The following is a 25558-nucleotide window of genomic DNA, read 5'->3' as shown; positions in this document are numbered from 1 at the left end:
CTTGTTGCTTTTGCCAAGCCCTGATGACTTTTTCGTCAACCCAAGACTGTCCCAAACTAAGAAAGCACCAAACAGCGCGGGCGTCCGGCAAGGTCCTTGCGCAAAGTCACATCGAAGCCCTCGTCTTTTGCGATCTGTGTAACAGCCTCGCCTTGACTCGCTCCAATCTCAAGAATTGTGATCGCGTCATCGGTCATAAGCCCGCGCATTTGCGGAATAAGAATACGGTAATCGTCGAGCCCGTCAGGCCCAGAAAACAACGCTGAGGCGGGCTCGAATTCGCGTACGTCGGGTTCAAGGGTGGCCTCGTCTTCCACATAAGGCGGGTTGCAAAGGATGACGTCAAACTGGCCCAGATCAACGGTCCAGCTGTCTTGGGTCCAATCACGAAGTGCAAACTGGGCGCGAGTTTCATCAAGGTCAAGATTCCGGGCGTTGACCTCGGCCACTTCAAGCGCCTCGGGCGACCTGTCCGTCGCGAGGCCACTTGAATCGCTAAATTCAAGCAAAGCGGTAACCAGAAGCGCACCGCTCCCTGTTCCTAGATCAAGGACGCGCCGCGCACCGTCAGCAAGTTCGAGTGCAGCATCAATAAGCGTCTCGCTATCTCCCCGCGGGATCAGGGTGTCGGGTGTCACCAAAAAACTGCGACCGTAGAACTCTTGCGTCCCGCTGATATGTGCCACCGGTTCGCAGGTCGCACGCCGAGTAACCAATTCAGAGTATGTGCAGGGCACTGCGTCAGTCATATGCCGCAAGAGCATCTCCGAGCGATCCACCCCAAGCGCATGCGCCATCAGCAGTTCAGCGTCGAGCCGCGCGGTGTCGCTGGAGGATTCAAGCTTTGCGGTGGCCGCGCGAATGGCCTGTGCAACGTTCACTCCGCCAGCGCCGCCAGTCGCTTGGCTTCGTCCTCGGCAATCAGCGCGCCCACCAATTCATCAAGCCCCGTGCCTGCCAGCACCTCTTCGAGTTTGTGCAAAGTGAGCCCGATGCGGTGATCGGTCACACGGCCTTGCGGGAAGTTATAGGTCCGAATGCGCTCTGAACGATCGCCGGAACCCACCATGGCCTTGCGTGCTTCGGCCTCGGCTCCCTGGGCAGCTTCGCGGGTCTGTTCGTAAAGCCTTGCCCGCAGGACCTGCATCGCTTTTTCCTTGTTCTTGTGCTGACTGCGCCCGTCCTGACAGGTGACTACGAGGCCGGTTGGCTCGTGGGTGATGCGGATGGCCGAGTCGGTAGTATTGACGTGCTGACCGCCTGCACCAGAGGCGCGATAGGTGTCGATTTTAAGATCGCCGGGATCGATTTGCACATCGACTTCATCGGGTTCGGGCAGCACTGCCACGGTAGCCGCCGAGGTGTGGATACGCCCCCCGCTTTCGGTGACGGGCACCCGCTGCACACGGTGGACACCGCTTTCGAACTTGAGTTTGGCGAAGACGCCTTGGCCGGTGACATTGGCGACGATTTCCTTAAAGCCGCCGACTTCGGAAGCGTTCATGGAGACGGGTTCAACTTTCCACCCCTGCTCGCCTGCGAATTTCTCATACATGCGGAAAAGGTCGCCTGCGAAAAGCGCCGCTTCGTCTCCGCCCGTGCCAGCGCGAATTTCGAGCATCGCGGGTTTGCTGTCCGCCCGGTCGCGGGGGAGAAGGGCAATGGCCAGCGCGCGCTCTTTTTCGGGCAGCGCCTCGTTGATCGCGGCGAGCTCTTCCCCGGCCATATCCTTCATCTCAGGGTCGGCGAGCATCTCTTCGAGGCCTACAATTTCCTCGCGCATAGCGGTGACGTCTGCGGCGACCTTGGCGACAGGCTCAAGCTCTGCGTAATCACGGCTGGCTTGGACGAATGCGTCGCCCTCGAGGGTGCCGGATGCCATGCGCGCTTCGAGTTCGGCAAAGCGATGGGCGATCTGGTCGAGGCGTTCTTGTGGGATATTCATTGGGTGTATTCTCTTCGTCGTCATCCCGGACCTGATCCGGGATCCATTTCCAGGCTCTCACCGCCGTCGCTTGGGGGTGAGATGGACCCTGAAACAAGTTCAGGGTGACGGGGGAGGCTAGACCTTGTCTTTGAGAAAATCTGAAAGCGCCGGATCAATGTCGTCGCCCGAAAAACCGTAATACCCATCTTCGTTCACACGAAGGATAGCTCGAGGGTCCTGCTTGATCGCTTTATCATAGCGCTTTTTCTTTGAACCCGAGGCGATCATATCGCTGACAAACCCAGCCTTGCGCAAATCGCTTAAGAGCTGTGTCGCGTGAGCAAGCCCAGCGTCATCTTCAAGCAGAACCATTGCTTCAAGAGGCTCGCTTTGTCGCTCTCCCACCAACATAGCCAGCCGTTCTATCCCAGCCGCCCAGCCAACCGCAGGCGTCGGCGCACCGCCAAGGCTCTCCATCAGCCCATCATAGCGCCCACCGCCAAGCACGGTCGATTGGGCGCCCAGCGCACCAGCCGCAGCGGACCCCTCATCAGGGATAAACTCAAACGCGGTGTGGCGATAATAATCGAGCCCGCGCACAAGGCTTTCTGCCCGCTTCCACTCGACGCCCGCCGCATCAAGGCCGCTGGTCACGCTCTCAAAAAACGCGAGCGCCTCATCGGACAAATACTGATCGATCTTGGGCGCATCGGCGACAAATGCCCGGTCGCGCGGATCTTTGCTGTCCAAGATACGCAGCGGGTTCTTGTGCAATCGCTCCTGAGAATCCTCAGACAATTCACCCGAAACCGCCCCAAAATACTCAATCAATCCAGCGCGCCACGCATCGCGGCTTGCCGCATCACCCAGCGTGTTGAGATGCAAGGTCACGCCTTCAATCCCAAGCTCCTTCAAAAGCTGATCGGCCATGGCGAGGAGCTCAACATCGGCCTGCGGTTCGCCTGCGCCCAAAATCTCCGCGTCGATCTGGTGGAATTGGCGATAACGGCCCTTTTGCGGGCGCTCGTAACGGAACAGCGGCCCGTGCGTTGCAAGCTTCAAAGGCGCGTGTTGTTGCCAGCCATTAGTTTGGTATGCGCGCGCAATCCCTGCGGTAAATTCGGGGCGCAGCGTCAAGGAATCGCCGCCGCGATCCTCGAACGAATACATCTCTTTAGAGACCACATCGGTTGTCTCACCAATCGCGCGGCTGAACACTTCGGTCTTTTCAAAGACCGGCATCTCAGCACGGCGAAAGCGATAGAGTTTGCGCACACGCTCAAAGGTCTCGACCACAAAGGCAAAGGCTTCTGCGTCCGGTCCAAAAATGTCCTGTGTGCCGCGAATGGCTTTTGGCGTGTTCTTGCTCATGATGTCCGTTTGAATGAGGCTTGAGATGTGAAAGCGCGATTACGACTAAGGAAGGTCTTTCGCAATGCCCCTGCTTTCGCTAGAGGCCGCGCATTAAGCCTTTTGGGAGAGGGGTCTTAAACATTAAGAAGCAGGATAACGCATGCGTATCGACAAGATCCCTACCGGTGACAATCCCCCTGAAAGCCTCAATGTCATCATCGAAGTGCCAACAGGCGGCGAACCGGTAAAGTATGAATTCGACAAGGAAAGCGGCGCTCTGTTCATCGACCGCATCTTGCATACGCCGATGCGTTACCCGGCAAACTATGGCTTTGTGCCGCACACTCTTTCACCCGATGGCGACCCGCTCGACGCGCTCGTAATCGCGCGATCACCCTTTATTCCCGGCTGCGTTGTGAAGGCCCGCCCAATCGGCGTCCTGAACCTTGAAGATGAACATGGCGGCGATGAGAAGCTGATCTGCGTGCCAGTGAACACGACCTTCCCATATTATTCAGACGTGGGCGAGACCAAGGATTTGCCCTCGATCATCCTGCAACAGATCGAGCACTTCTTTACCCACTACAAAGACCTTGAGGCTGAGAAGTGGGTGCGGATCGGGAAATGGGGCGATGCCGAAGAGGCACGCCGAATTGTTCTTGAAGCAATCGAGCGGGCCAAAGCGTAAGGCCCACAGCACGACTTTTCGCTCGTCAGTTCTTAAATGACCGCGAAGATCGCTTTGCAAATTCCGGTGAGGATGAGCGGCAGGCCAATGGCAAGCGCCCAGAGCATCATCGTGTCGCGGCGAAATGCGCCCGCGAACGATGGATCGACCGCCTCTTCATCGGACATCACCGTCCAGCGCCGCTCGAACCAGCGGCATGCCGGAATGATGGCGGCCACAAGGATAATCAAGGCAATGTAAGGCAGGATCGACGAGATTCCGTCTGAAAGCGCCTTTACCGTCATGAAAATTTGAAGGGCGGTATAGACCAGCAAGGCATAAGCGACATGATCGCTCATGCGTTTGCGCCAGTCATTTGCGCCGTCTTCTAAAACGGGCGCTTTGGCATCCTCTGCGACCTTTTGGCTGTTCATCAGCTCGTTCATTATGCGTTCCCCAACGACATCTTCTCTCAAACCCAGAGTATCTCAAACAGAGCGCTTTGTTGCAAGCTCAGTAACCAAATTGAAATATTGCACCACGCTGAGTGATGGAAAGGCGAAGAAGCCCCCGGAATTAAGGGGTTTTTCCTATGCTGCGATTAGCGCAATGCTGGGTTAAGCAAAAATCTTGCCAAAACGAAGCTTCTGCCTCTTCCTTCCCAAAATGACGGTGCTACATGAGAATCATATGAGCGACACAACGATCCTTGATGAGACGCAAAGCGCCCAAAACGCTGCGAGTGCCGACGCGACAGCACCTATGCCCGACGGCGGGCTGGAGGTCATTTCGATCGCCAAAAGCTACGATAAGCGCGCCGTTCTAACCGATATCTCTTTGACCGTGGCTAAGGGCGAAGTGCTTGGGCTGTTGGGGCCAAACGGCGCGGGCAAGACCACCTGCTTTTACTCAATTATGGGCCTTGTAAAGCCTGATTCGGGTCGCATCCTGATGGACGGTGAGGATGTTACCAAGCTGCCGATGTACAGGCGCGCGATTCTCGGTCTTGGCTATTTGCCACAAGAAACCAGCATTTTTCGCGGAATGACGGTTGAACAAAACATCAACTGCGTCCTTGAGATGGTTGAACCCGATGCAGCGACCCGCGCACAAGAGTTGGAGCGTTTGCTAGAGGAATTTGGTCTTACTCGCCTTCGCGAAAGCCCAGCCATGGCCTTGTCCGGAGGTGAGCGGCGGCGCTGTGAAATTGCACGCGCTCTGGCGGCGAAACCTTCGATCATGCTTTTGGATGAACCTTTTGCAGGCATCGACCCACTGTCGATCAGCGATATTCGCGATCTTGTAAAGGACTTGAAAGGCCGGGGCATTGGTGTGCTGATCACCGATCACAATGTCCGCGAGACGCTGGATATCGTGGACCGGGCTTGCATTATTTACGGCGGGCAAGTGCTCTTCGCTGGCACCCCGCAGGCGCTCGTTGCGGATGAAAACGTGAAGCGGCTTTACCTTGGAGAGAGCTTTACACTGTAGCTCACTAGCCCATGGCATTAGGCCCCCGCCTCGACTTACGCCAATCGCAGCAGCTGGTAATGACGCCCCAGCTTCAGCAGGCGATCAAGCTGCTTGCGGCGTCCAATCTGGAAATTGAAACATTCATCGGCGATGCGCTCGAAAGCAATCCGCTGCTCGACACCGGCTCTGTTGCTGCCGACAAAGAAGCACCACCGGGTGAGCCTGACGATATTCCGCGCGAAGAATTCACCGCCGACCAATTGATGGGCCAAGTTCAGGGGGAAAGCGAAGCCCCGCTTGATATTGATGTCTCTGCAATCGACCGCGACCGCGATACGGGCGAGGCCAGCATCGGATCGGGCGGGCCCTCTGATGCCGAATGGGGCTCTGCGGGCGGTGCCGGTGGCGGGAGTGAGGACCTCCCCGGGCTTGAGGCCACAAAGGCGGCTGAACTTACGCTTGCCGAGCATCTCGATGCGCAGATTGGCGGACTTTCGTGTAATCCTCGCGAGGAATTTGTCGCGCGGCATATAGCGGGGCTTTTGGATGATGCAGGGTATCTAACGACCCCTTTGCGCGATGTGGCCTATGATATCGGCGTCGACTTGGAAGTTGCTGAGGACGCACTAGAGGTCGTGCAGATGTGTGACCCAACAGGGGTGGGTGCAAGAGATTTGGGCGAATGCCTTGCGCTTCAGGCTAAAGATGCGGACCGCTATGACCCGGCGATGGCGACCATGCTCGCCAACCTTGAACTGCTGGGCAAAGGCGAGGTTGCACGATTGAAGCGCCTCGCCCGCGTCGATGATGAAGACTTTGGCGATATGCTCGCTGAAATCCGGCAATATGATCCAAAGCCGGGCCTTGCCTTTGCTTCATCGGTGGGTGAGGCGGTGGTGCCCGACGTGCTTTTGGGCGCGAAAGACGACGGGGGCTGGGATATTCAGCTGAACGAAGACACGCTCCCGCGTCTGATCGTAAACCGCGACTATTATGTCGAGCTCGGCGGCGAGAGCAAAAGCGCGGATGCCGAAACGCAAGGATGGCTTAAGGAAAAGTTGGCGGACGCGCATTGGCTGATCCGCGCGCTCGACCAACGGCAAAAGACCATTCTTAAAACTGCTGCTGAGATTGTGAAGCAGCAGGATGGCTTCTTCCGGCGCGGGGTGTCTGAACTGCGCCCACTGACTTTGCGTGAAGTCGCCGAGCAGATCGATATGCATGAAAGCACGGTGAGCCGGGTGACGTCGAACAAGTATCTTCACTGTGATCGCGGAACATTCGAGCTCAAATACTTCTTCACCAGTGGCGTTACCTCATCGGATGGCGAGGGAGCGTCGTCCGAAGCGATCAAGGCGCGGATCAAAGCGCTGACGGATGCAGAGGACCCCAAGAAGGTGCTGTCCGATCAAAAACTCGCCGACCTGCTAAACGAAGAAGGCTTCGGTCTGGCGCGGCGCACGGTGGCGAAGTACCGGGAGGCGATTGGGGTCGGGTCGAGCGCGGAACGGCGGCGGGCGAAGAAGCTGGCGGGGATTTGAGGCTGCTGGCTTCAAGGACCAAAAACCGCCAGTCTGCTCACGACGCAATTGCGAACACCACACCAAAAGTTAGCTCGGGTAGCTGCGAATTTTGCGGTCAGTCTCGCCGGCTCGCACATTTCTATCAGTAAAGGTGCGAGTGACTTCGGAGGCAATGAATTGCGCTTTCATCAAGATGTGACCCATCTCACGCCTATCTGGTTGCGGACCGCTATACCGACTTTGAACGAAATCGGGGAAAGTCCGCGCGGCGCGAATGACGCGGTCAGCGTCGAAAGCTGTTTCGCATTTGCCCAAAGCCTTCGCTGCCTTCGACAAACTATGCCCGAATTTCCTGCGAAGATCATCATCGCTGTAGCCATTACAAGAAAGCCCTGCTTTCAAAGCAAGCTCAGAGCCGAGTAGTGCACTTTGTAGCGTTCCCCGATAATCATATGCTCCGGTCGCCGTTGAAGCCGCGGCTTCTAGCTGAATATGTGCGCGATAAATGAGCTCTTTCGATTGTTCGGTAACTGAGCGGGTATTTCCAAACTCCATGAAGCCGTATGCGAAATCCATCAAGTCGATGGCCTGATCCTCAAATCTTGTAATGGCCTCAGCATCGTTGGCCATCCACCGTTTTTGGTCTTCAGACAGGTCTAGAAGCTCCCAAAAATCGACTATAGGGCTACCGAATATCATTGGAATATAGAGGCGTGCGAATAAGTCTCGGAACATGAAAAATCCTAAGTGCACTCCCCCGTCGCGCTGATCGACTGGCCTGAAAAGTCGATCATTTGCGCGATGAACTCTCTTGATTATTTTGGGAGACTTCTCCCCGGTTAAGGGAATACCCTCGATGCCTAATTTCGATAAGATCCTAAGCACATTCATAAAAGCTCGTTGCTTTGGCTCTTCACCCAAATGCAGACCTTCATCGTCGGCTTCGCAAGCTAATTCTAGCAGCTCATCATCCGAAGGTCGCAAAACAGTTTCAGAAGGAGCGCCACAGCAATGCTTAAACTTTTGCCGACTTCCACAAGAGCAAATTCGATTGCGATATGTACTCATGGATCGAGACTACAGTGCAACTGACACCGAGTTAAGCACTTAGGGAGCTAACACGCACTAGGCCGAAACAAACGTTCGCTTCCCACCCAAGAGCGGCCTTGCGAGCTAGATGCAAAGCCAAGCCGTTTTCCTACAGCGGCCATTGGCGGCTATGTCGGCGCTCAAATGGTAACCCTTTCTTCGTCAATCCTAACGCCTCTCGCCATCCCATTTCGCCGGCGAAGGTTTTCTCCCTCTGGACAGTGTGCCAAGTGTGCCAAACGCTCTGTTCACGCCTCGATCCAGCACTACGTATAACCCCTGCGACTCGCCGGAATTGCTAGGTTTACGCATAATTAACCTTTTCCGTTCAGAACTTGTGTGGTTAATAGAGGGCAACATCTCTTAGCGAGACGTTACCATGCACATCTCCCTCCACCAGTTGGGGCAACTAGGGGACCAGAAATGCGAGTGCTGTTGATTGAAGACGAGCCAACAACGGCAAAAGCCATCGAGCTTATGCTGACGACTGAAGGCTTTAATGTTTACTCTACTGATCTTGGCGAAGAAGGCCTGGATCTGGGTAAGCTGTATGATTACGATATCATTCTGCTGGATCTCAACCTGCCGGATATGCACGGTTATGACGTTCTTAAGAAGCTGCGCGTTGCCAAGGTGCAAACGCCAGTTCTTATCCTTTCAGGCATTGCCGAGATGGACAGCAAGATCCGCTCCTTCGGCTTTGGCGCCGACGATTATGTGACCAAGCCCTTCCACCGCGAAGAGCTGGTGGCTCGTATTCACGCTGTTGTGCGTCGCTCAAAAGGCCACAGCCAATCAATCATCCGCACCGGCAAGCTTGCGGTTAACTTGGACGCGAAAACCGTCGAAGTCGACAGCGCCCGTGTGCACCTCACCGGTAAAGAATATGCGATGCTCGAGCTTCTCTCGCTTCGCAAGGGTACTACCCTTACCAAAGAGATGTTCCTCAACCACCTTTACGGCGGCATGGACGAGCCTGAGCTTAAGATCATCGACGTCTTCATCTGTAAGCTGCGTAAAAAGCTCAGCCTGGCATGCGGCGGTGAGAACTACATCGAAACAGTTTGGGGCCGCGGCTATGTGCTTCGTGACCCACAAGAGGATGCCGAAGCCGCTTGAAGCTAGCTTCCTAAATATTCAGCGAGAAACGCCCGGCAGCCTCCCCGCTTCCGGGCGTTTTGCTTTCCTGCGTATTATTTTCCTACAGCCTTACTCATGCTCTACGAGCTTCGCGTAATCGCTACCGCTTGGCTCTTGGAACAAGCTCAAGTGGAATTCGGGCACGATTGCGATCAGGTGATCGAAGATGTCGGACTGAATGCCCTCATAAGTGTTCCAATCGGTCGTATCGGTAAAACAATAGATCTCAATAGGCAGCCCTTGCGCGCCCGGTGGCAATTGACGCACCAGCAGTGTGAAGTTCGGACTGATCCGGGGATGCCATTTGATGTAAGCTGCGATGTAAGCGCGCAAAGTGCCGATATTGGTCATCCGCCGCGCGTTTACCGGCGCGTCATCTTGGCCAAGCTCGTGTCTGTTCCACTCGGCAAGCTCATCGCGGCGCTCAGCAAGGTAAGGTTTAAGAATCTTAAATTTCTTGAGGTCCAGCACCTCTTCGTCAGAAAGGAAGCGAACCGAATTCTGGTCAATTTGCAGCGAACGCTTGATGCGCCGCCCGCCGCTCTCGCTCATCCCGCGCCAATTACGGAAACTGTCTGAGACGAGGCGATGGGTGGGAATGGTGGTGATTGTCTTGTCGAAGTTTTGCACCTTCACCGTGTGGAGCGAGATATCGATCACATCGCCATCCGCGTTCATCCCCGGCATCTCAATCCAATCGCCCACGCGCAGCATATCGTTGGTGGTGAGTTGAACGCTCGCCACAAGGCTGAGGATGGTATCCTTGAAGACCAAGAGCAAAACGGCGGTAATCGCACCCAAACCACTCAGCAGCAGCAGCGGAGATTCGTTGATCAGGATCGAAATAAGAATGATCGCCGCCCCGCACAGGACAACGATTTTGACAACCTGAAGATAGCCTTTGATCGGCTTGTTACGAGCCTGGGGACGGCGCTCGTATACCTCATTCACATAGGTCAGCGCTTTAACGATCCCCATCGCGATGGACAGCACGATCACCGCTTGCGTCACGTTGGCGATCACGGTGACGACCCACTGCGGCAAGCCCGGCACAAGGACTATTCCGTTAGACACCACCAAGAGCGGTGCGACCGTTGCAAACCAAGTGGCGGATTTGTCGATCGTCTCGCTTTTCTGATCCAGATAAGGCGAAACCAGTCGGAGTATCACATCCTTCAAGATGTAATTGACGAGAAGCGAGGCGGTCAGAAGCCCCATCACGCCGATGATGGTCTGCGCCCAAATGGGCTGCGCGCTAAATAGAGCCAAAAGCTGTTCCATACCCGGTGCGATATAGGAAACGCATGCAAGGCCTCAAGCCATGCGCCACTCTTATGGCTGGACAAATCCCCCCTCACCCGACTAGCGAGCCCGGCATGAGCGCATATAAAGAAGGCGATCCTACCACTCTTAGCCGGCTTTACGGTCGCAGCATTGGCAAACCGCTGAGCACCAAGCAGCAAGGGTTGGTGGACAGTTTATTGCCCCAGATAGCGGTTCCTGAAAGCGGTCCTGTGACCGCAGAAGGTCTGTTTGGTGAGGATTGCCCCTTACATTTCGAGATTGGATTTGGCGGCGGCGAGCACCTTGCCTATCGCGCTGATCTCTTGCCCAATCATGGCTTGATCGGTGCAGAACCCTATCTCAACGGCGTGGCCCAGGCGTTAACTCATGTGGATGACCAGCGGCTGTCCAATGTGCGCCTTCACCACGGCGATGCGATTGAGGTGCTTTCGCGCATCCCCGATGGCTCGCTGTTGATGGTGTATCTGCTCCACCCTGACCCTTGGCCCAAGAACAAGCACGCCAAACGCCGCATGATGAACGATGGCCCAGTGCAGATGATCGCGGACAAATTGAAACCCGGCGGAGAATTTCGCTTTGGCACCGATCACCCGGTCTATGTGCGCCATGCGCTTATGGTGATGCAGCGCTTTACCGATGAGTTTGAGTGGGCCGTCGAAGGTCCAAAGAGTTGGCAAAATCGCCCGTCGGGCTGGTGTGAAACCCGCTATGAAACCAAGGCGCGCAATGTCTTTGGGCACGAGGTTTGGTACTTCCGGTTCCGGCGAAAGGGCTAGCCCCAGGTTCGAACCCTTCGGCACATTGCCTTGCAAGTCTTTTCCCGTCAGTATCCTATCAAAACGGGGAAGCAAACATGACATCACGTAGGCAATTTCTAGGCGGGCTCGCGATCACCGCAGGCGCGCTCGCGGCGTGCAGCGAAGTTGCACCGGGCGCAAGTTCGGGCGCCGCGCGCGCTGCCAATGATGCCGCTAGGCCGCTTACCGCGGACGATCTGGAAGATGCGCTGGTGGGCAGCTCTTATCTTGGCACCGGCGGCGGGGGCAGCTTGGAAGAAGCCCGTAAGCTGATCGCAAGTGATTTGGCCGCAGGCCATGCATTCACAGCCCTTAGCGTTTCTGCGCTTGCCGATGATGACCGGGTGGCCTGCCCATATGGTCTCGCCTCGCTCGCGAACACTGATCCGGCCATGCAGGAACGGCTGGATAGCATTGAGAACCGGGTCGATGCCCCGGTACAAGCCGCCTTTGAGACCTTGGAAAAGCACTTAGACCAAAAGTTTGCAGGCGTCATTTTGGGCGAGATCGGGCCGCTGAGCCTGGCAGAGGGTCTCTCGATTGCAGCGCGCCTTGGGGTGCCTGCACTCGACGCCGACACAGTGGGGCGCGCGGTTCCTGAAATCAACCAACACTCTGTAAAAGTGGCGGGAATACCGCTCACCCCGATTGGCGCAGCGACCCCCTTTGGCGATGAAATGGTGGTCGGAACATTGGGCGATCCCACCAGAGCTGAGGACATCTTGCGCAGTATCGCGGTGGTCAGCCGGGAGTGCGGTGTTGCGGATAGCCCGATCACTGGCGCGCAGGCGAAAGCTGGGGGAACGCTTGTCCAAGACAGCCTCACACTCTCGATGGCGATCGGCAAAGCGGTGCGCGAGGCGAAAGCTGCGGGCAGAGACCCCATCGAAGCCGCGCGCGCGGCAGGTGATGGCTATCTGCTGTTCACAGGCCGCGTTTCGGGCACGCAATGGCGTGATGAGGCAGGTTTCTTACAAGGCACAGTCAGACTTACCGGCGATGGCGCGTTTGCAGGGCAAACCTTCGAAACCGAAGTCAAGAACGAGCACCTGCTTGCCCGGCGCAATGGCTCAGTTGTGGCCACTTGCCCTGACCTCATCAGCGTGATCGACCGGCGCACCGCAGAAGGGGTCGGCAACCCCGATTATACTCAGGGTCAAGAGGTCACCGTCCTCGGCTTCAAGTGCGATCCGCTTTGGCGCACTAAGGCAGGGCTCGACGTCTTTTCGCCGCGCTATTTTGGCTATGATGAGGACTATATCCCCATCGAAGAGCGTCTGGCTTAAACCACAATCCCAGCGCTGGTCAGAACCGCCAAGGTCAACACATCAGGCGCGATGGCCGTCATCGGGGCGATCTGCACCGGCTTCTCCATGCCAAGCAACATCGGGCCAACGGTCGTGTTTGAGCCCAGCTCGCGAAGGAGCTTTGCCGACAGATTGGCGGACTGGAGGCCCGGCATAATCAGAACGTTTGCTGGACCTGACAGACGGCTGAAGGGATAGAGCTTTTGCACAGCCGGGTTGAGGGCAGCATCAGGCGCCATCTCGCCTTCATATTCAAAATCGCAGCCTTCCTCATCAAGGATTGCGACGGCTTTGCGGATGTCAGCGAGCCATTGGCCCGACGGATTTCCGAAGGTCGAATAGGAGAGGAATGCAACGCGTGGTTCATGTCCCATGCGCCGCGCAACAGCGGCGGTCTCGCGGGCAATATAGGCAAGCTCGCTTGCGCTTGGTCGCTCGTTGATCGTTGTGTCGGCAAGGAACGTCGTGTGGTTCTTGCCAATCATCATATGGATACCAAAGGGCAGCGCATCGGCTTTCTTATCGATCACAAGATTTACCTCGCGCATCGTCTGCGCATAGGTGCGGGTGAGCCCTGAAATCATGCCATCGGCATGGCCAAGCGCAACCAGAAGAGCTGCAAAGACGTTGCGTTCTTGGTTCACCATTCGGCGAATATCACGCTCGGTATAGCCGCGCCGCTGGAGCCGGTTGTAGAGGTAATCGACCATTGCGGGCACATGCTCGCTGTCGGCAGAGTTTTGGATCTCGAAACTTTGCGGGTCAGAGACCGACAGCTGATGGAGTTTGTCGAGCACCGCTTTCGTGCGGCCAACAAGGATAGGCGTGCCGTAACCAAAGTCGCGAAACTGGATCGCAGCGCGCAGCACCACTTCTTCCTCGGCTTCAGCAAAGACCATGCGTTTCGGGTTCGCGCGCGCTTCATTGTAAACGCCGGTAAGCACGGAAGTGGTAGGGTTAAGCCGCGATTTGAGCGCGTGTTTATACTCGTCAAAATCATCGATGCTGACCTGAGCAACGCCCGAATCCATCGCAGCCTTCGCCACGGCTGACGACACCACTTCAATAAGGCGCGGGTCAAACGGCGCAGGGATAATGTAGTCGGTGCCAAACTTCTGGTTCTTGCCGTAAGCGCTTGCCACTTCTTCGGGCACTTGCTCGCGGGCGAGTTCTGCAATCGCGGTCGCGGCAGAGACCTTCATCTCTTCATTGATTGTCGTTGCCTGCACATCGAGTGCGCCGCGGAAGATGAAGGGGAAGCCCAGCACATTGTTAACCTGGTTCGGAAAGTCGCTGCGCCCGGTCGCGATAATCGCATCGGGGCGCACGGCTTTGGCCTCATCAGGCATGATCTCAGGCGTGGGATTGGCCATCGCAAAGATGATCGGCTTGTCCGCCATATCGGCGACCCATTCCGGTTTCAGAGCGCCAGCTGCCGAAAGGCCAAGGAAAATATCCGCGCCCTTAAGCGCCTCCTCAAGGCTCGTCGCATCTGTGGCGACGGCATGGGCGCTCTTCCACTGGTCGACATTGTCGCGGCCAATCGTGATCGGACCCTTGCGATCGCACATGATCACGTTTTCATGGCGCACACCCATCGCTTTGATGAGAGCGGTACACGCAATTGCAGCAGCGCCCGCACCGTTGACGACGACTTTAACGTCCTCGATCTTGCGGTCGGTGAGATAGCACGCATTGAGCAAGCCAGCCGCGGTGATAATCGCGGTTCCGTGCTGGTCATCGTGCATGATTGGAATATTCATGCGCTCGCGAAGGGCGGCCTCGATGATGAAGCACTCGGGCGCTTTGATGTCTTCCAAATTGATGCCGCCAAAGCTTGGCTCCATCAGCGCCACAGCCTCGATAAAGGCTTGCGGGTCTTCGGTCGCAAGCTCGATATCGATCGAGTCCACGTCGGCGAAGCGCTTGAACAAGACCGCCTTGCCTTCCATCACAGGCTTAGAGGCAAGCGCGCCCAAATTTCCGAGGCCCAAAATCGCCGAACCGTTGGAGATCACCGCGACAAGGTTTGCTTTTGCAGTGTACCGCGCAGCCAAAGCGGGATCAGCGGCAATTGCCTCAACCGGAACCGCGACACCGGGCGAATAGGCGAGCGACAAATCGCGCTGCGAGGTCATCGGCTTGGTTGCGACGATCTCCAGCTTACCTGGGCGAATAGTCTCGTGGTAAAAAAGCGCCTCGCGGCTGGTAAAGCCGCCCTTTGTTTCATCAGCCATATGTGCCCCCTACGTGATCCTCAATTGCACCATCTCATGCCGAGCCTTAGCCCGCGTTTTCTTTTGAGGATAGTGGGTGAATGCACAAGTGACGCCTGCGGCGGATAAGTCAGGCTGCGCTCTTCCCGAATCGCCCACCCGCTGGCACGCCCAAGGGCAATGGCAGCGTCACAAAAGCCCACTCCCATGATGGAGCAATATCTTGCGTTAAAGCGCGAGGCGGAAGGCTCGCTCCTGTTCTATCGCATGGGCGATTTCTTCGAGCTGTTTTTCGATGATGCCAAAGTCGCCTCCGACATTCTCGATATTGCCCTGACTGCACGCGGCGAACATGGCGGGGAACCGGTCGCTATGTGCGGTGTGCCGGTGCATTCGGCAGAAGGTTATCTTGCGCGCCTTATCAAAGCGGGTCAGCGCGTCGCCATTGCCGAGCAGACCGAGACCCCCGATGAGGCCAAGGCACGCGCCAAACGGGAAGGTCGCCCCGCCTCCAAAGCTTTGGTTGCGCGCGATATCGTGCGCTTTGTTACCGCTGGAACCCTCACCGAAGAAGCTTTGCTGGAGCCGCGCCGCTCCAACTTGCTTGTCGCTCTTGGTGAAGTGCGCGGGCGCATAGGGATAGCCTCCTGCGATATCTCGACCGGTGCGCTTGTGCTTGAGGAATGCCCAGCTGAGCTGGTGGGGGCATCATTGGCACGGCTCGGGGCAAGCGAAGTCGTGGTGCCGGAAGGCTGGGAGCATGGGCCCGAAGAAGCCACCGAACAAGCGCGCAGCACTTTTGCCAGCGACCAGGGGGCAGAGCGCCTCAAATCGCTCCACGGTGTTTCCACCCTTGACGGCTTTGGCGAATTCACACGCGCAATGCTGGCAGCAGCAGGTGGTCTCATCGCCTATCTGGACCATGTTGGTCGCGGCGAATTGCCTTTCCTTTTGCCCCCTACTGCGCGCGATGCCGATCTTGGCATGGCGATGGATGAGGCAACGCGTGCCAGCCTCGAAATCCTCGAGGCATCAAGCGGTGGGCGCGCTGGCAGTTTGGTTGCGACTTTGGATCGGTGCTCAACAGGGGCAGGTTCGCGTCTTTTGGCAGAGGACCTTTCCGCACCGCTGCTCAATCAATCTGCCATTGAAAACCGCTTGGCACTTGTCCAATTCTGGTTGGAGCGACCGATTGAGCGAGCCAATCTTCGCGATGCCTTGCGGGCGCTCCCGGATTTCGGCCGCGCCTTGGGCCGGGTGGTCGCAGGACGCGGATCTCCGCGCGATTTGGGGCAGGTTCGCGATGGGCTGAAAGAGGCGGCTCGCCTGTACAGCTGGCTGACTGATGAAGCAGACCGTCCGACCCTGCTCGACCTTATCCTGCCGGAATTTACAGGTCATGGCGCGCTCATTGATGAGCTTTCTCGCGCGCTTGTTGCATCACCCCCGACAGAGCGATCCAATGGCGGGTTTATCGCCGAAGGGTATGACGCGGGCCTTGATGAACTGCGCGCAATGTCGGGAAGCGCGCGGCGCGCAATCGCGGCAATGGAGACGCGCTACCGCGAAGAGACGGGTATCACCTCGCTCAAGATCAAGCATAACGGCGTGCTTGGCTATTTCATCGAGGTGCCCAGCCGCCATGCCGATCCTTTGATGTCCCCCGACAGCGGCTTTACCCATCGCCAGACGATGAAAGGCGCGGTGCGGTTCAACTCGGTCACTTTGCATGAAGAGGCCTCGAGGGTCTCAGAAGCAGGCGGGCGGGCGCTCGCGGCAGAAGAGGCGCATTTTGAAACGCTGTGCGCCAGCGTTGTCGGGTCGCGCGAGGCCATTGCCGCGACAGCTGCAGCACTGGCCCGTATCGATGTGGCGGCCGGAAATGCAGAACGCGCAAGCGAGGGCGACTGGTGCAAGCCTGTAATCTCAAATAGCGGCGCTCTCACCATCACAGCTGGGCGGCATCCGGTGGTGGAAGCGGCTCTTAACAAGTCTGGTGATCGGTTCGTCGCTAACAATTGCTCGCTTAATGATGATGACCGTCTCTGGCTTATCGGTGGTCCCAATATGGGCGGTAAATCGACCTTCCTGCGCCAAAATGCGCTCATCGTCTTGATGGCGCAGGCCGGGTGTTATGTCCCTGCAAGCGAGGCGCATATCGGCCTGGTTGATCGCCTTTTCAGCCGGGTGGGTGCCTCCGATAATCTTGCCAAGGGCAGGTCCACCTTTATGGTCGAGATGGTCGAGACCGCTGCAATCCTCTCCCAAGCGACTTCACACAGTCTTGTGATCCTTGATGAGGTGGGACGCGGCACATCGACCTATGATGGTCTGGCGCTTGCCTGGGCGGTGGTTGAGGCTGTGCATTCCAAGATCGAATGTCGCTGCTTGTTTGCCACCCACTACCACGAACTGTCACGCCTTGCAGAAACCTGCGAGCAGCTCTCGCTCCATCATGTGCGGGCTCGTGAATGGAAGGGGGACCTTGTTCTCCTCCATGAGCTTTCTGAAGGACCAGCAGACCGATCCTATGGCCTTGCGGTCGCAAAGCTTGCCGGTGTGCCAGCTGCTGTCATTGCACGGGCTGATGAGGTCCTTGCAAAGCTCGAAGCTGCGCGCAATGAAACGGGCGGTATCGCTGCGGGATTGGGGGAATTGCCCCTCTTTGCTGCGGCCGCTGATCCATTGCCCCTCCGCGAAACGCCTGAGAGCGCGCTTGCAGATCGCCTGCGCGACGCTGATTTGGACGCGTTATCACCGCGCGATGCGCTTGACCTCTTGTATGAGCTTAAAACGTCCCTCGATTGATTTGCGGTTACGGCTTGGGACCGGCCTTAAACCAAACCATTCCTTAACTCTCTTTGGGCAAAGCTAAGCCCATGTCTAATCCGATGTTTGAAAATCCGAAGGTCGCGCTTGGCTTTGCCGGCGTTGTTGTTGCCGTTGCACTAGTGGCAAGCGTTGCTTTTCAAGAGTTTACGCCCGGCGAGGAAGACACCGTACAAGAAGCCTCTTTGCAGCAGGCCCCTGCCCCCGCTCAGCCAGCCGCTGCGCCTCAAGCAGGCTTTGCATCTGGCGCGGCGACAGGTTGGGCCGAAGATGCTGGCACAGCCGATGATTGGGGTGCACCAAGCGTCGCTGCGCAAAGCGGTGGATTTTCCGAAATCCCCGAGGAGACCAACGATGCCCCGGTCTTTGGCGACCACCGGTCAAAAACCGTTTCTGGCGGTGACATAGGCGGTGCAGGTGGTCCAACGATCACCTCAAGAGCGGCTCCCGGAGCGCCTGAGGTTCGCCCACCACAGATCGGCCCCCGCCCCGAAATCGCAACCGACGGCGGCTAAACAGCGGCTGCATTTTTTGCGGTTTCTGGGTCTAGCGCGTGGGGACCGGAGCATCCCCGCTGTAGTCATAGAAACCACGGCCCGTTTTGCGGCCAAGCCACCCAGCTTCGACATATTTCACCAACAAAGGTGCGGGGCGATACTTGCTATCGCGCGTGGTCTTATAGAGCACTTTGATGATATCCAGACAGGTATCGAGGCCCACAAAATCCGCCAATTGCAGCGGCCCCATCGGGTGATTGAGCCCCAGCCGACAGCCCTTATCGATATCTTCAATCCCAGCTGTTGATTGGCCGAGCACAAACACCGCCTCATTGATCATCGGCAAAAGAATGCGGTTGACCACAAAGCCGGGCTCATCCTGGCTCAACACCACCTCTTTACCAAGACCCTTCGCAAAAGCGGTGACTTGGTCAGTGGTCTCTTGCGAAGTCGCAAGACCCGGGATCACCTCGATCAAACCCATGACAGGCACAGGGTTGAAAAAATGCAGGCCGATAAAGCGCGCAGGGTCCGGTGAGTGGTTCGCCATCCGAGTGATCGGAATGGAGCTTGTGTTTGATGCGAAAATGGCATCGTGCGCAAGGCATTTGCCAGCGCTTTCAAAGATCATATTTTTGATCTCTTCGCGCTCAGTCGCGGCCTCAATGATAAGGTTGGCCTCAGCCATGGGCGCATAATCACCCACAGGGGTGATCCGGGCGAGCAGCGCTTCGGCTGCATCCGCTTCGATTTTTCCGCGCCCAACAAGCTTTGCCACCGCCTTATCGACTTTGGCCTTGCCGCCTTCAGCGGTCGCCAGATCAATATCCGAGAGCATCACCTGCATGCCATGCGCAGCGACAGTTTGAGCGATGCCGGTGCCCATTTGCCCGGCTCCGATAACGGCGATTTTCTGCATGGGTTAGGCTCCTTCGCAAGTGCAGCATGGCTTTGCTGCGCGCTCCTAGCGAGGAAGCTGGCGTGTGGCTAGCGATTTGCGCGTCAACGATTTGCGCGCCTAACGATCTCGCGCCGGGCACCCACTTCACGTCCGCCTTGCCATTATCATTAAGCACGCGTGCCATAACAAACAGAAAGTCTGAAAGCCGGTTGATGTATGCAAGGGCCGCTGGATTGATCGCCGTCTCGCTGGCAAGCTCAGTCATCGCGCGCTCGGCGGCTCTGGTCGATGCACGGGCAATGTGAACCCGCGCCGCCGCTTCGCTGCCGCCGGGAAGAACAAAGCTGTTGAGCGGCTCTAGATGTTCATTGAAAGCGTCAATCTGTTGCTCAAGCCAATCTGTTTGGGAGGCGACGACCCTAAGCGCCATTTCTTTAGGCGCAAAATCGCCATCTTGTGCAGGCGTGGCAATATCAGCGCCCAGATCAAACAGATCGTTCTGGATGCGGGTCAAGGCAGCCTTATGCCCCGCATCCTCAAGCGCGCAAACCGCAAGGCCAATCGCCGAGTTTGCCTCATCAACCCTGCCGATCGCGGCAATACGGCAAGAATGCTTTTCCTCGCGCGAGCCATCAACGAGGCCGGTTGTGCCATCGTCACCGGTGCGGGTGTAGATTTTCGTGAGCTTTACCATGGGAGGCGAGTTAGCTGCCAGCGCCCGCCACAAGTGCGATGACCGCGATAACCGCGATGGCCGCCGCCTGATATTTGATCCGCGAGAACATCGCCTTGTTCTGCATCTCCTGCATCTCCGTAACCGTCTCCGCCTCGCCCGTTTCCAGGTCGATCTTGGTTGTCTTCAGAAAAGCAATGATCCCGCGCACGAGCGATACCACAACGAGAATGCACAAAATAATGAGCGCAGGGATAAGAATATAGTTCATGCCCGTCTAAATGGGCGGATTGCCTTCAAGTTCCAAGCGGGAATTTTTGCATCCTCAATTGCTCTGCAAGCATCAGTCCATCTTCTCCCGCGCCCCGCCGCGCTGAAAGTGGAGGAGAACCGCGACGTTTTGCCAATTTCTCCCCGTTTTCATCCATCACAAGTTTGTGATGATACCAACGCGGAACCGGGCTTCCCAACAGCGCTTGCAACACCCGGTGAATATGGCTTGCATCAAACAGGTCGAGGCCGCGTGTCACCAAGGTCACGCCATCTTGTACATCGTCAACGGTAACAGACAGATGGTAGCTTGAAGGCAGATCTTTGCGCACCAGTACCACATCGCCAAACTGCCGCGGATCGGCAATTTGGCGACCGGCCAGCGCATCGTCCCAATAGAGCGTTCCCACTTCCGTCATCGCCCGGTCGATATCAAGCCGCAGTGCCGCCCCTTCAGAAGGTTTGGCCCCCGAGTAAAGCCCGCGAGTGGAGCCCGGATATTTGAACCCATCTTCGCCAATTCGCATGGGAAGGCTTTCAACCTGGCGCCGGGTACAGCTGCATGGGTAAAGCAGTCCCCGGTCTTCAAGGATTTCAGCAGCGTGATTGTAAACACCCAATCGATCCGACTGCTTTTCAACCTCTTCCCACTCAAGGCCAAGCCATTCTAGATCACGTCGAAACTCATCGGCCAGCTCAGGTTTTGAACGAGGCCCATCAATGTCTTCAATCCGCAAGAGAAACCGCCCGCCAGCCTCTTTGGCAAGATCATGCGCAACTATCGCAGAATAGGCATGGCCAAGATGAAGCGGGCCATTGGGGCTGGGCGCAAAACGCGTGGTGAGAGGCCGGGGTGTAGTGGGCAAGCTCATGCCGCTCGCAATGCCACACTGCTGTAATGCACGCTATCCAGAAACCATCGACACATTGCACCTGTGGATACCGGCGGTGTCACAGCTTTGACTCTTTGCCCCCTTAAGTCATGTTTGCATCAATCAGATGGGGATTTGCGAACGATGTTCAAAGCCGACCTGATCGAACAGGCCGCCCGCTATCGCAGCGCGCAAGAAGACGCATCGAGCCATCTCGAAGCGTGTCCAGCGCTTGTGCTCAATGCCGATTACACTCCGCTCTCCTATTACCCGTTGAGCTTGTGGCCATGGCAGACCGCGATCAAGGCGGTGTTTCTTGACCGGGTGGATATTGTTGCGAGTTATGACCGCGAAGTGCACTCGCCTAGCCTCGATATGAAAATCCCAAGCGTGATTGCGCTTAGGCAATATGTAAAGCAGAGCGAATTTCCCGCTTTTACACGCTTTAACGTGTTCCTGCGCGACAAGTTTGAGTGCCAATATTGCGGCTCAAACGACAATCTGACCTTCGACCACGTAATCCCTCGCCGGCTTGGCGGAAAAACCACTTGGGAGAATATCATCACCGCGTGTGGCACCTGCAATATGAAAAAGGGTGGCCGCACGCCCAAGCAGGCGAGCATGCCCGTGCAGGCACGCCCGATCCGCCCGACAAGCTGGCAATTGCAGCAACAAGGCAAGATGTTCCCGCCCAACTATCTGCATGAGACATGGCGCGATTGGCTTTATTGGGACATTGAATTGGAAGCGTAAGCCGCTTTCATTTTCCTACTTCAATCTTCGTTGTCATATTCGTGTCTGGCGCTGTGAAACTGCGTTCACGGGCGAATTCGTGTTTGACAAGTGTCACTTTATTCAGATTGGAAAAATGACATTTCTTCAGAGACTTAGAGGAATTCCCGCTGGGATAAAGTGACACATGTGTCACCTTATTCCTACATCACCCCTCAAGAATGCGGGTTTCTGGGTGATGCTTATCAAGGTGCTTTTTGACGATACGCAGGTTCTTGGTGTTTGAGCGGTAGAGGAAATCCGCAGCATCTCCGACCACAGGGATAAGACCCAAAAGCGTATCGACGGCAACATTGGCGCCCATACGGGTCAAATGCCACTTGGAAAGACCCAAATTGCGCGCTTCCCATACGATGTAAGCGCCAAGCGCTGTTGTGACGATGTCGCCGATAACAGGAACAAGGCCAATGATCGCATCCAACCCAATCGGCATATTGACGCCGGGCACGCGAAAACTGCGCTCAAGCAGGAGTTCAACCGCCTCGATCCGGGCTCTAACAGAGTGCGGGTCAGTCCCTGTAGGAAGCGAAAAGTTCAATCCCTCGGGCCGGTCTGCGCCCACCCCCTCTGGGCCCGATCCACTTTGCGAAGCCGGGCGAGTAAGGATGGGTGGTTGCTCTCCATTGATGGTCATTTGTGCACTCCTTACCCCTCTAGGTGGTGGGCATTGCCAGCGCAGGCAAGGGGTGAAGGCCCCAAGGGTTGGGTTCGTGCCCGTCAACCGACCCGCGCACCAAGGACCAGCGAACCGGGGCACCAAGGGGGATGAAGACCTCTGCTTGGGTCAAAATCTGGTGGGCCTCAAGCAACAACGCGCGCTTAGCATCGGGCTCGCGCACGCTAAGAGATGCACGAACCAATTCGTCCGCTTCCTCAGAGCAAAGTCCGATTTCAATCGTACAGTTGAGTTGGTTCAGGAACCAGCGCGGCGAGGCGTATCGAGCAAGCCGGTCGCGCAGCTCAAGATCGCCGCGACCAATTGCCACGCGTTCAGTTCTAACGCCCACCGCCTGCCAGGTTTGCGAAAGATAGCGGAAAAGGAGGTCTCCTCCGCGCCCTTCGGGAAGGCCAAGGCGAACAACAGCCTCCTCTCCGCTTTGCTGTGCCCATGCAGCGATACGGCTTCTGGCAATAGCTTGCCGTTCTTCAATGGTAAGCTCAGCCCAGCGCTCACTTGCGATTGCATCTGGTCCAAAAAGCTCAGGGGGCACAAGCCAGCTGGCCGATGCCCAGCCGCCAAGTCCAAAGGGTTGGATCAAGGCATCACGGTCAATCGCCATCGAGAGCGCTTCTCTCACGCTAGCGGTTTCCAGCAAGCCAGCATCGCTCCTCACAATGAGGCCAAACAGTCCCAAGGCCGGGTCCAATTGCACGGCACCTCTGGACAATGGCCCAAGCTCTATCATTGGAAAATCCAAAAGCGAGCCGTTCAAAAGAAGATCAAATTCACCGCTGCCAAATGCATCAACCGCCTCGCTTGCCGGGAGAGAGCGAACCAAAAGATCGCGCGCGCCCTCCTCCCAATTTTCGCGAGCGGGAAAACCTCTTTGTTCAGGGGGCAACAAAGTGAGGCGGATAACGGAATTGTTGTCCTTATCACGCTGAGCCACCATTGGCCCGGTGGCTTCTTCACGAAGGTCAAGAGCAAGCTCGGGTTGAGCCAGGAGGCGCAGAAAATCTGGCATTGGACTGGACAAGCGCAATTCAATCACCCGGCCCGTCATGGCGCGAACTTCGAGGATTTTGGCAAGGTCTAACCCGAGAGATGTCCCTTCGAACTGGCGAAATTTTTGCTGAAGCAAACGGCGGATCTGCGGGGCGGTCATCGGCTCATCATCGGGCCATCCGGAATTTCGCAGACGGAAGATATAGCTCATCGCGTCATCGGTCACGATCCAGCGCTCAGCAAGTGCGGGGACGACCTGACCCGATTGATCTAATGCAACAAGCCCTTCGTGGGAGGCACCCCTGATATGCTGGGCGGCAGGAGAGAGATTGACCCCGCTTTCGAACAGCGCGTCTTTATCGCCGATGACAGCCACATCAACCGGCCCAACGTCTTGCGCCGGACCACAAGCGGACAAGAGAACGCAAAGGAGAAAGGCGACGAAATACCGGGACACACGCTGTGGTTAGCACCGTTCGCGCTTATGAACAGCGGCTTGTCGTCTCAAAGGTATGAATTTGCCGCTCAGGTCGCTGTCTTATCGCGCCTTTGCTTGGCAATTTCAGATTTTGCGCAGATTGGTTGCAGATTGTGGTGCGGGCGGAGCGCGGTGCGCGTGCGACACATCTGGTTTATAGCCTACATCGTATCCGGAAGCACCGCTTGGAGCTCTTGCCGCTTGGCTGTCGATCTCTTCATCGAAGGCAACGCCAAACCGCTGGTCTTGGACCCAAGCGACAGTTCCTTTGACAACACCAACATTGCGAAGTTCGACGTCAACACGGTTACCACGATTGATCTTGATTGTGCCCTCACCCATCATACCGCCATCAGACAGGTTGCGCACGCGTACGCGATGTTGGTCGCCTTGTTGTTCAACGCGCACATTTGCCAAAAGAAAGAGGCTATCGCGCGATACGCTTCTTGTCTCGACACCTGTCATTGTCGTAACATCTCCGTTGGATGGTGAGGCTGAATGCTCACTGGTACAAAAATCCGGCATCCTCGTGTTGCGTACAACGAAGAGGCATCTGTTGGTTAGGTACAAGTGCCCAGTTAACCGGTCGTAAAATTTGCACCCGTAATGGCTGCAATTCGCAAGTTGTCCCGTTTTGAGACAGATGCACTGCGTTAAGGGCCCGGCAGCGCAGACAAAACTCGGCCGAAATCAATCGTCTCGCGAGATTTTTTCGCGTCGTTCATGCGCTTCTTGGGCCTCAACAGTCATTGTTGCAACCGGACGCGCAATGAGGCGTTTCAGACCGATCGGGTCGCCAGTGACCTCGCAATAGCCATACTCACCCTCAGCTATACGACGCAGCGCTGAGTCAATTTTGGAGACCAGTTTGCGTTGGCGATCGCGTGTGCGAAGTTCGATGCCCCAGTCCGTTTCACTCGACGCACGATCATTGAGGTCCGGTTCGCGGATGGGGCCATTGGCAAGCGACTGTAATGTTTGGCCCGCAGCGCTATGGATCGAACGTTTCCATTCGAGCAAAAGCATCTGAAAATACGCTTGCTGCCGCTCACTCATGTAATCTTCATCGTCGCTCGGAGCGTAGTTCTCTCCAAGCAATTTTTTGGCTTTTTCGATGATTTCAATTTCTTCAGACGCCGCTGCTGACATGTGGTCCTCTAATCCCAAAACCCGTGTTGCAGACGACCAGGCTAAGCTTGCGATCCCACTCGCAATAGGCACCCGGCAATTGTGATGTTGCGCCCTATAGGCAAGCGAACAATCACCCGCAAGACAGTTTAAACTCTGGCTCCCCGGCTAACTGAAATAAGGCAAGCGACATACAAGTGTCGCCGTTTCAATTTGTAAAAAGATCAACGCTGTTAACCAATTGTTGACCATGATCATTGAGGTCTTGTCCCACAACGTCCGAAACGGGGGTTTGGACATTGAGTTAACGGGGAATACGAAATGGAATGGAAGTCAATCAATAAGGTCGAAAGCAACGCCGTAGAGAGCGGCGACATCGATCTGGCTATCGCGGGTTACCTTGCCGAAGCAGTTGCCGGTGATATCGCTGCACTGTTCAACTTGGGGGTTGCCTACTCAACCGGCTCTAATGGAGTTGAGTGCGATTTGATCGAGGCACACAAGTGGTTCAACCTTGCTGCTGCAAGAGGTCACGAGGATGCGACCTACTGCCGCGCTGATATCTCGGATGAGATGACTGCCCGCGAAATCGCTGAAGCTCAACGCCGCGCACGCCGTTGGTTGTCGGAAGAACGCCGAGCCGCTTAAACCTTTG

24 protein-coding genes and 1 pseudogene are annotated in these 25558 nt (G+C 56.5%); 10 read left to right on the top strand and 15 right to left on the bottom strand.

Going from position 1 to position 25558, the window contains the following annotated elements; translation table 11 throughout:
- Window positions 1–56 precede the first annotated feature (56 nt).
- From prmC to hisS, 3 genes are all read right to left on the bottom strand, one after another.
- Window positions 57–881: a peptide chain release factor N(5)-glutamine methyltransferase gene (gene prmC, locus AC0V61_RS08215; protein ID WP_486156763.1), complete on the bottom strand. Its 825-nt coding sequence runs from the start codon at window positions 879–881 to the stop codon at window positions 57–59.
- On the bottom strand, window positions 878–1945 hold the full coding sequence (gene prfA, locus AC0V61_RS08210; protein WP_486156762.1) for a peptide chain release factor 1: 1068 nt from the start codon (window positions 1943–1945) through the stop codon (window positions 878–880). Before prfA ends, prmC begins: the two co-directional genes overlap by 4 nt.
- 117 nt (window positions 1946–2062) lie before the next feature.
- On the bottom strand, window positions 2063–3298 hold the full coding sequence (gene hisS, locus AC0V61_RS08205) for a histidine--tRNA ligase (RefSeq protein ID WP_486156761.1): 1236 nt from the start codon (window positions 3296–3298) through the stop codon (window positions 2063–2065).
- A 142-nt stretch (window positions 3299–3440) separates the two neighbouring features.
- Here hisS and ppa point away from each other — a divergent pair, with 142 nt between their 5' ends.
- Window positions 3441–3968 (top strand): inorganic diphosphatase, encoded by a 528-nt coding sequence (gene ppa / locus AC0V61_RS08200; protein WP_486156760.1) that lies wholly within the window; start codon window positions 3441–3443, stop codon window positions 3966–3968.
- Window positions 3969–4000: 32 nt separating this feature from the next.
- On the opposite strand, the gene AC0V61_RS08195 is transcribed toward ppa, so the two are convergent.
- Window positions 4001–4393 carry a hypothetical protein gene (locus AC0V61_RS08195; protein ID WP_486156759.1) on the bottom strand — a complete coding sequence of 131 codons (393 nt, stop codon included), beginning with the start codon at window positions 4391–4393 and terminating at the stop codon, window positions 4001–4003.
- A 316-nt stretch (window positions 4394–4709) separates the two neighbouring features.
- Between AC0V61_RS08195 and lptB the strand changes: the two genes are divergently transcribed.
- Together lptB and rpoN are read left to right on the top strand one after the other, a co-directional pair.
- The gene (gene lptB / locus AC0V61_RS08190) at window positions 4710–5438 is read left to right on the top strand and encodes an LPS export ABC transporter ATP-binding protein (protein WP_486159499.1); all 729 of its coding nucleotides are present in this window, start codon (window positions 4710–4712) and stop codon (window positions 5436–5438) included.
- A gap of 11 nt (window positions 5439–5449) precedes the next feature.
- Entirely contained in the window at window positions 5450–6961 is a 1512-nt protein-coding gene (gene rpoN / locus AC0V61_RS08185; protein ID WP_486156758.1) for an RNA polymerase factor sigma-54, read from the top strand.
- A gap of 69 nt (window positions 6962–7030) precedes the next feature.
- Here rpoN and AC0V61_RS08180 read toward each other — a convergent pair whose 3' ends face one another.
- Window positions 7031–8011, bottom strand: coding sequence for an SEC-C domain-containing protein (locus tag AC0V61_RS08180; RefSeq protein ID WP_486156757.1), 981 nt, complete (start codon window positions 8009–8011; stop codon window positions 7031–7033).
- Between the two features lie 444 nt (window positions 8012–8455).
- On the opposite strand from AC0V61_RS08180, the gene ctrA reads away from it, so the two are divergent.
- On the top strand, window positions 8456–9151 hold the full coding sequence (ctrA, locus tag AC0V61_RS08175) for a response regulator transcription factor CtrA (protein ID WP_486156756.1): 696 nt from the start codon (window positions 8456–8458) through the stop codon (window positions 9149–9151).
- A 90-nt stretch (window positions 9152–9241) separates the two neighbouring features.
- On the opposite strand, the gene AC0V61_RS08170 is transcribed toward ctrA, so the two are convergent.
- Window positions 9242–10453 (bottom strand): mechanosensitive ion channel family protein, encoded by a 1212-nt coding sequence (locus AC0V61_RS08170; RefSeq protein ID WP_486156755.1) that lies wholly within the window; start codon window positions 10451–10453, stop codon window positions 9242–9244.
- A gap of 95 nt (window positions 10454–10548) precedes the next feature.
- On the opposite strand from AC0V61_RS08170, the gene trmB reads away from it, so the two are divergent.
- Window positions 10549–11253 carry a tRNA (guanine(46)-N(7))-methyltransferase TrmB gene (trmB, locus tag AC0V61_RS08165; RefSeq protein ID WP_486156754.1) on the top strand — a complete coding sequence of 235 codons (705 nt, stop codon included), beginning with the start codon at window positions 10549–10551 and terminating at the stop codon, window positions 11251–11253.
- Window positions 11254–11330: 77 nt separating this feature from the next.
- Window positions 11331–12560: an S-methyl thiohydantoin desulfurase family protein gene (locus AC0V61_RS08160; RefSeq protein ID WP_486156753.1), complete on the top strand. Its 1230-nt coding sequence runs from the start codon at window positions 11331–11333 to the stop codon at window positions 12558–12560.
- On the opposite strand, the gene AC0V61_RS08155 is transcribed toward AC0V61_RS08160, so the two are convergent.
- Entirely contained in the window at window positions 12557–14818 is a 2262-nt protein-coding gene (locus AC0V61_RS08155) for an NADP-dependent malic enzyme (RefSeq protein WP_486156752.1), read from the bottom strand. The two genes, AC0V61_RS08160 and AC0V61_RS08155, sit on opposite strands and share 4 nt — an antisense overlap.
- Window positions 14819–14977: 159 nt before the next feature.
- On the opposite strand from AC0V61_RS08155, the gene mutS reads away from it, so the two are divergent.
- Both mutS and AC0V61_RS08145 read left to right on the top strand, forming a co-directional pair.
- Complete coding sequence (gene mutS, locus AC0V61_RS08150; protein ID WP_486156751.1) at window positions 14978–17605, top strand: DNA mismatch repair protein MutS; 2628 nt, start codon at window positions 14978–14980, stop codon at window positions 17603–17605.
- Window positions 17606–17676: 71 nt separating this feature from the next.
- On the top strand, window positions 17677–18141 hold the full coding sequence (locus tag AC0V61_RS08145; protein ID WP_486156750.1) for a hypothetical protein: 465 nt from the start codon (window positions 17677–17679) through the stop codon (window positions 18139–18141).
- A 31-nt stretch (window positions 18142–18172) separates the two neighbouring features.
- Here the strand turns inward: AC0V61_RS08145 and AC0V61_RS08140 are convergent, their stop codons facing one another.
- From AC0V61_RS08140 to gluQRS, 4 genes and pseudogenes are all read right to left on the bottom strand, one after another.
- Window positions 18173–19042: a 3-hydroxyacyl-CoA dehydrogenase family protein gene (locus AC0V61_RS08140; RefSeq protein ID WP_486156749.1), complete on the bottom strand. Its 870-nt coding sequence runs from the start codon at window positions 19040–19042 to the stop codon at window positions 18173–18175.
- 109 nt (window positions 19043–19151) lie between these two features.
- Window positions 19152–19718, bottom strand: a pseudogene (locus AC0V61_RS08135) (cob(I)yrinic acid a,c-diamide adenosyltransferase); the annotation flags it as partial.
- Window positions 19719–19728: 10 nt separating this feature from the next.
- Complete coding sequence (locus AC0V61_RS08130; protein ID WP_486156748.1) at window positions 19729–19968, bottom strand: hypothetical protein; 240 nt, start codon at window positions 19966–19968, stop codon at window positions 19729–19731.
- A 25-nt stretch (window positions 19969–19993) separates the two neighbouring features.
- On the bottom strand, window positions 19994–20839 hold the full coding sequence (gene gluQRS / locus AC0V61_RS08125; RefSeq protein ID WP_486156747.1) for a tRNA glutamyl-Q(34) synthetase GluQRS: 846 nt from the start codon (window positions 20837–20839) through the stop codon (window positions 19994–19996).
- Window positions 20840–20983: 144 nt separating this feature from the next.
- On the opposite strand from gluQRS, the gene AC0V61_RS08120 reads away from it, so the two are divergent.
- Window positions 20984–21592 carry an HNH endonuclease gene (locus tag AC0V61_RS08120; protein ID WP_486156746.1) on the top strand — a complete coding sequence of 203 codons (609 nt, stop codon included), beginning with the start codon at window positions 20984–20986 and terminating at the stop codon, window positions 21590–21592.
- Between the two features lie 187 nt (window positions 21593–21779).
- On the opposite strand, the gene AC0V61_RS08115 is transcribed toward AC0V61_RS08120, so the two are convergent.
- The 4 genes from AC0V61_RS08115 to dksA form a co-directional block, all read right to left on the bottom strand.
- The gene (locus tag AC0V61_RS08115; protein ID WP_486156745.1) at window positions 21780–22265 is read right to left on the bottom strand and encodes a DUF4112 domain-containing protein; all 486 of its coding nucleotides are present in this window, start codon (window positions 22263–22265) and stop codon (window positions 21780–21782) included.
- Between the two features lie 19 nt (window positions 22266–22284).
- Window positions 22285–23754 carry an ABC transporter substrate-binding protein gene (locus tag AC0V61_RS08110; RefSeq protein WP_486156744.1) on the bottom strand — a complete coding sequence of 490 codons (1470 nt, stop codon included), beginning with the start codon at window positions 23752–23754 and terminating at the stop codon, window positions 22285–22287.
- A 105-nt stretch (window positions 23755–23859) separates the two neighbouring features.
- Window positions 23860–24240 carry a PilZ domain-containing protein gene (locus AC0V61_RS08105; RefSeq protein ID WP_486156743.1) on the bottom strand — a complete coding sequence of 127 codons (381 nt, stop codon included), beginning with the start codon at window positions 24238–24240 and terminating at the stop codon, window positions 23860–23862.
- A gap of 225 nt (window positions 24241–24465) precedes the next feature.
- Window positions 24466–24924 carry an RNA polymerase-binding protein DksA gene (dksA, locus tag AC0V61_RS08100; protein WP_486156742.1) on the bottom strand — a complete coding sequence of 153 codons (459 nt, stop codon included), beginning with the start codon at window positions 24922–24924 and terminating at the stop codon, window positions 24466–24468.
- A 300-nt stretch (window positions 24925–25224) separates the two neighbouring features.
- On the opposite strand from dksA, the gene AC0V61_RS08095 reads away from it, so the two are divergent.
- Window positions 25225–25551, top strand: coding sequence for an SEL1-like repeat protein (locus tag AC0V61_RS08095; protein ID WP_486156741.1), 327 nt, complete (start codon window positions 25225–25227; stop codon window positions 25549–25551).
- Window positions 25552–25558 lie beyond the last annotated feature (7 nt).

The organism is Erythrobacter sp. JB1-4 (assembly GCF_057365025.1).
Note: the sequence above shows the minus strand (reverse complement) of the source record. Positions and strands in the feature narration are given on the sequence as shown.